General features: G+C 40.6%; 4 protein-coding genes. 3 read left to right on the plus strand and 1 reads right to left on the minus strand.

Annotation, left to right across the window (positions count from 1 at the left end):
* Positions 1 to 254: 254 nt before the first annotated feature.
* Together N480_RS11215 and N480_RS11220 are read left to right on the plus strand one after the other, a co-directional pair.
* Positions 255 to 3,044, plus strand: coding sequence for a TonB-dependent receptor (locus N480_RS11215; protein WP_063372594.1), 2,790 nt, complete (start codon positions 255 to 257; stop codon positions 3,042 to 3,044).
* 53 nt (positions 3,045 to 3,097) lie between these two features.
* On the plus strand, positions 3,098 to 4,372 hold the full coding sequence (locus N480_RS11220; RefSeq protein ID WP_063372595.1) for a metallophosphoesterase: 1,275 nt from the start codon (positions 3,098 to 3,100) through the stop codon (positions 4,370 to 4,372).
* A 45-nt stretch (positions 4,373 to 4,417) separates the two neighbouring features.
* Here the strand turns inward: N480_RS11220 and N480_RS11225 are convergent, their stop codons facing one another.
* Complete coding sequence (locus tag N480_RS11225) at positions 4,418 to 4,756, minus strand: DUF3703 domain-containing protein (protein ID WP_063372596.1); 339 nt, start codon at positions 4,754 to 4,756, stop codon at positions 4,418 to 4,420.
* Between the two features lie 270 nt (positions 4,757 to 5,026).
* Here N480_RS11225 and N480_RS11230 point away from each other — a divergent pair, with 270 nt between their 5' ends.
* Positions 5,027 to 5,980: a tyrosine-type recombinase/integrase gene (locus N480_RS11230; protein WP_063372597.1), complete on the plus strand. Its 954-nt coding sequence runs from the start codon at positions 5,027 to 5,029 to the stop codon at positions 5,978 to 5,980.
* Positions 5,981 to 6,000: the final 20 nt, after the last annotated feature.

A 6,000-nucleotide genomic window follows, 5' to 3' on the forward strand; every position in this document is an offset into this window, starting at 1 on the left:
TAACAGGGTCAATTTAGCTCATGACTTTGACAGTTTTTTTAACTTTATTCGTAATATCTGAACAAATTAGTAATGGCGTGGCAGTTTTGGCCATTAAAAGGGGGTAAAAATAGCTCATTAGATGAAGAAAAACTCGAAAAAACCAGTTATTTCATGGGGTTTGATTTTTTCTGAAATAAATAATTCATATTTTGCCGATAAGGTTTTGCCGATTTTTTAGGGTAATCAGCCATCACAATCTGTGCGAGATAAATATGAAACATACACTACCGTTACCTTTTTCAAAGGCCTTTACAGCTATGACTTTAGCTTTGGGCATGACAGCGTCGGGCGTACAAGCCAATACATTGCAAGGGCAAATAGGTGATACACAGAACAAAGCGCTTTTCGAAGGGGCTCAAGTTTCGCTTGTGGAGCTTAACAAGCATGCTAGCTCTAATCGCGATGGTAGCTTTGTCTTTACCAAAATACCGGCAGGAAGCTACACACTAAAAGTGCGCTACATTGGTGCTCAACCCAATGAACAACTGGTGGAAATTCGGGACAATCAAACTACGCAAGTTAAGGTGCAACTTAAGCCGATAGAAAGCGAAGTAGACAATATTATTGTTGTTGGTCAGCGTGCGGGGCAAGCAGGCGCATTTAACAGACAAAAGAATGCTAATGGGATCATGGCGATTGTCAGTGCTGACAGCATCGGACAATTACCCGATCAAAATGCAGCGGAAGCATTACAGCGTTTGCCTGGTATGTTTATACAGCGAGATCAAGGGGAGGGGCGTTTTGTGGGGATCCGAGGCATTGATCCTGGACTAAACAATGTGTCTATTAATGGCGCAAATGTACCTTCGCCAGAAGCTGGTATACGCAGTGTTGCTATGGATGTTATCCCCAGTGAAATTATCCAAAGTCTTGAAGTGAGTAAAACAGTTACTCCCGATATGGATGCGAGTGCCATTGGCGGTAGTATAAATGTTAAAAGCCTCAGTGCATTTGATAGGCAAGGACAAAGTTATAGTTTTACTGCGCAGGGGTCGTACAACGAGCAAGTGGATAAAACCAGCCCCAAGCTGTCTGCGAGCTTTAGCGACATTTTCGACATCTCAGGTCAAACCCAATTGGGCATTGCGACCGCTGTATCTTGGTTTGAAAGAGAGTTTGGCTCGCACAATATGGAGACTGACGGTGGGTGGATGGCACTAGAACAGGAAAGTGGCGATACCACTGAGGATGTTTCATTTTTTGGTGCAGAAGAGATTGAACAAAGGCATTACCAAGTAACACGAGAGAGACTTGGTGCGGCATTAAACCTCGATTTACACCAAGGGGGTCTAAATAAATATTACCTTCGTACACTCTATAGCGAGTTTTCGGACGATGAATTTCGTTTAAGAAACGAGTACAAATATGACAAAGGTAAGTATTTAAGTGAGCAGTCAACAGATACCACAGCGTATTTCACCGATGCTGAAATGGACAGAGATACCAAAGACCGATATGAAGAGCAAAGTATTTTATCTGTTGTTGCTGGTGGCAAGCACGTAATACAAAGTTGGTTTGTTGAATACAACTTAGGCTACTCAAAATCAGATGAAGTGGAGCCGAATCGTCTAGATGTAGACTTTGTAGCTGAAGAGCTCTTATTGGGTTATGCAAGTTTGGGCGATACGCCCGCTTTATCTCGCTCGGATGCAGCTCACGACCTTACTAATTTTGCGATGGATGAAATTGTTTCGGAAAACAATTTGAGTGAAGACGAGGCAACTAGCTTTAAGCTAGATATAAGCAAGGATCTGATACTTCAAGGCCATAATGCCCAAATAAAGTTCGGACTGAAGTATAACGATAGAGAAAAGCTCAATTTAGTAAAAACAGTCGTTTATGACGGTGGTTTCGATGATGTAACAGCTAATCAATTTGCATCGAATGAACCCAGTTTTGAATTAGGGCAGTTTGGTCCAGGTTTATCGCGCCAAGGTATACGAGGCTTTTTCGATGCAAATAACGCGACCTTCAATGCTAATGAACTTGAAAGCGATATTGAAAGCAAGGGCAAAAGCTACACTTCTCAAGAAACGGTTAGCGCACTTTATGGGATGTTTAGTATCGATATCGGTAATCTAAACATTATTACTGGCTTACGCTATGAAGACACAGACTATGAAACCTCGGGCAGTCGAGTAGAGCTTATAAAGAATGACATTGAAGACAGTGAGAGGGTTGCAATTACCCCTTGGCAAGTAAGTAAAGGTTACGATCATCTCCTGCCAAATTTGACGTTACGCTATGCCCACTCAGATTCACTTATCACCCGCTTTGCATACACGCAAACGATTGCCAGACCAAGCTTTGGCGATGCAGCTGCTTTTCAGTTACTAGAAAGCGAAACATCAGTTGAAGATGATGTCGTTACCGTAGAGCGAAAAGGGGAAGTTGGCAACCCTGACCTCAACCCATACGAGTCAGCAAATGTAGACCTGTCAATTGAATATTACCCAGGAAAAATCGGGATTATCAGCGCAGGGGTCTTCCATAAAAATATCGATAATTTTATCGCCAAACGACAAGTGCAAGAGAATGGTAGTTGGGATGGGTTTGAAGAGGTTATCCAATCGGTCAATGGGGGTGAAGCAGAGTTAAGCGGTGTGGAACTTGCGTACTCCAAAAACTTTGACAGCGGCTTTATGTTTTCGGCCAATGGAACCTTCATAGATGCAGACGATAATCTACCAAATCAATCGGATACCGTCGCTAATATTATGTTTGGCTACGAAAACAGCAAGGTAAGTGCACGATTGAGTACAAGCTTTAAAAGTAAGGCGTACATTATGACTGAGAATGATGCACGTGTTTATCAAGATACGCATAACCAAGTTGACTTAAGTCTTAAATATTACCTCAACGAGCAGACGCAATTTTACTTCAATGCAGTTAACTTAACGGATGAACCATTTTACGTATATCACGGTGAAAAACGCTTTAACTATCAATATGAAAGCTATGGACGCTCATTTGAGCTTGGCATGACTTTTACATCTTTCTAATTATTACTACGCAATAAAACAGGGCTGCCAAGGTAACTTGGCAGCAAATAACTATGACATTAAAAACCACTCATGCACTATTTACCGCGCTATTAATAGGGAGCGCAGGTAGCGTATATGCAAATGACACCATTTCTTTTCTTGCTTTCGGCGATGGCGGGTATCACCCTGATTACCCGAAAACAAAACACATAAAAAAGCCCAAGAATAAAGCACAATTTATTGCGGCCGAAAAAGCAGAGTGGTTAGAAGAAAACAGACCAATTGAAGAGTTTAATCATGCCCCCATTTTTGTATATCCTGGCACAGAAATAGCGACGGAAGATACAGGCGCTGCTGCTGTAGGGATGGCGATGGCAAAGTTGTGTGAAAGCAAGTCATGCCAATTTGGTATTCAATTGGGGGACAATATTTACCCAGATGGTGCAGATGCAAATGATGGCAAAGACGACCAAAAACGTATGGATGACCTTATACTTGGGCCTTTAAAGCCTTTGTTTCGCAATAACAAAGACCTTGTGGTTTATTCTGCATTAGGTAACCACGATTGGAAAACTTCTCGTAAAGGGGTCAAGCTGCAAACTGAATGGATGGCAAAGCAACCCAATTTTCACATGGACAAGCGTGGTTACTATAGTTACACGATCGGAGCTGTTGGAAACGATGTAGAATTTTTTGTACTTGATACCAACATGCTGCTATCAGGCCAGCATTACTATGAAATACCACTCAAAGAAGATGGCAGTGAGCAAGGGCTGGCATCAGCATTGGCAAGTGGTCAAGCGGAAGTAGAAGACATTGAAGTGCATGAGTCACCAGTTAATGGCGAGGATCATAAGCAACTTGCATGGCTAGCTGACGGTCTGAAAAATTCAAAAGCCAAATGGAAAATTGTGTATGGACATCACATTCTTTGGTCGATCGGTGGGACCAAATACGATGAGGGGCATGTACTGCGGCGTTTAATTCTACCTGAATTATGTCAGTATGCGGATGCATATATAGCCGGTCATGAGCATGATCTAGAGTTATTAACTGACGATTGTACTCGTGTATTACCCAATAATACTAAACCCAAATTGCCTTTAATTATCAGTGGCGCGGCATCAAAAATGCGTGGTACACATTCTCCTTTTGCACATCAGCAGGAAAAGCGCTATGGCGAATATGACTTGGTATGGGCTAAAAGTTTCATTTGGGGTTTTGCACATATCGAATTAGATAACCGCAGTGACAGTCTAAATGTGAGTTTTTACACAACACCAAGAGATAAATCTGGTGCCGTTGAACCTGAAGTGAGCTTTTCATTCAAGCACCGAAGTGAATAGCTATCTTGAGCACCTTTAATAGAAGGTGCTCAAATTACTAAATAATCAACCTTTAAGTATATGCTTTAAGTCATCAGGAATTGGCATAGGTTTGATAGCGCTGACATTACTCCCGCCTGTATTCCCAACAGGTACCCATAGTCTCGAAAATAGTAACGATGCAACAATACGCATACATTGACCTGCTATTTCTTTTTTATTAGCAGTCTTCAATCCCACCTTCAACATCCACCAGTGACTTAATGTATGAGGGATCGTGTATTTTTGCGCAATAATATGTGCTCGCTCAAGGTGCTTGAAACAGAGAGTAAAATGCTTTTTGGTATATAGCTTCTTAGCGACCTTTATCTCGTAGTTAAACGCGTCTTTAAGTTTCGTATTCATCAGTTTACCTGCTGTTGGAAATATATTGAGGTTTTATAGTACAAATTGACGTAATGAAAAAATTGAACAAACTGGCTATGGCTTGCTTTGAAGCACACTTTTACACTATTTAGTTGAGAAAATTAAAATTGTAACGACCGAATATCGCTTGCAAATCTACTAAAAATTAACCAATTGAAGTTGGGATTGAACGTGTTTTCAAGATAATTATTGTTATTAATGCATTTTTCAGGAGACAATATGTAAGCTTTTAAATCTTATGGAGATTTCATGCTTACCCAAGAAGCTTGCAGCCATTTTTTACTACATTGCCAATATGCTCGTAAATTGTCGCCACACACGCTTAGAGCCTACAAAAAGGATTTGGACACATTTGTTGAGTTAGTCGAAGAAAAAAATGTGCTCAAACTGAACAAACAACACTTTAAGGGTTACTTATTCGATCTACATCAAACTGGACTAAGCATTCGAAGTATAAAGCGAAGGATTGCCTGTTTAAAGTCAATGTTCAGATGGTTGGAGCAAGAGGAGGTTATTGACGCCAACCCTATGCTTAAAGTGGATACATCGCTAAAGGTGCCGACCTTACTGCCGCGAAATATTGCTAAAAAAGATTTACGTAAAATGCTCAATACAGCAAGGAGCGAACTTGGGCTCGTAAAAGGTTCCTGTTATGACCTATCTAGCTTAAGTGCGTTGGTGAGCTCAGCAAAAGACTTAAATAAGGTCACCTGTATCCTGTCACTTGAACTACTTTTTGCTACAGGTGTTCGAGTTAGTGAATTGGTAAATATAGAACTAAACCATATTTTGATAAAAGAACAAAAAGTAAAAGTGCTAGGAAAAGGTCAAAGAGAGCGCTTTGTATTTTTGCCGAATGCAGAGGTAGTCGGGTTACTAAATACTTATGTAGCGTTAAGAGACAGGTTAAACATTGAACACTTGTATTTACTTGTGAATAGTCGAGGCAAGCAGGCATCCCCCCACTTTATTCGAAAGTTAATTCGGCAGACTGCAGAAAAAGCAAACATTGAGAGAATCACGCCACATATGTATAGGCACTCGTCAGCTTGTCAATTGCTAGAATCAGGAGTTGATATTCGCTATGTACAAAAACTACTCGGGCATCAAAGTATTTTAACAACTCAACTCTACACCCATGTTAATGATAAAGAGCTGCAAAAGAAGATAACTAAAGCAAATATAAGAAGTTTTATTACTTAAAAAGTAACGATAACTAGGAA

Source organism: Pseudoalteromonas luteoviolacea S2607 (genome assembly GCF_001625575.1).
In the GTDB taxonomy this organism is placed as follows: Bacteria; Pseudomonadota; Gammaproteobacteria; order Enterobacterales; family Alteromonadaceae; genus Pseudoalteromonas; species Pseudoalteromonas luteoviolacea_E.

Coding starts and splice junctions, on each gene's coding strand:
- N480_RS11230 (WP_063372597.1), top strand. CDS start 5,027: ATGCTTACCCAAGAAGCTTGCAGCCATTTTTTACTACATTGCCAATAT.
- N480_RS11225 (WP_063372596.1), bottom strand. CDS start 4,756: ATGAATACGAAACTTAAAGACGCGTTTAACTACGAGATAAAGGTCGCT.
- N480_RS11215 (WP_063372594.1), top strand. CDS start 255: ATGAAACATACACTACCGTTACCTTTTTCAAAGGCCTTTACAGCTATG.
- N480_RS11220 (WP_063372595.1), top strand. CDS start 3,098: ATGACATTAAAAACCACTCATGCACTATTTACCGCGCTATTAATAGGG.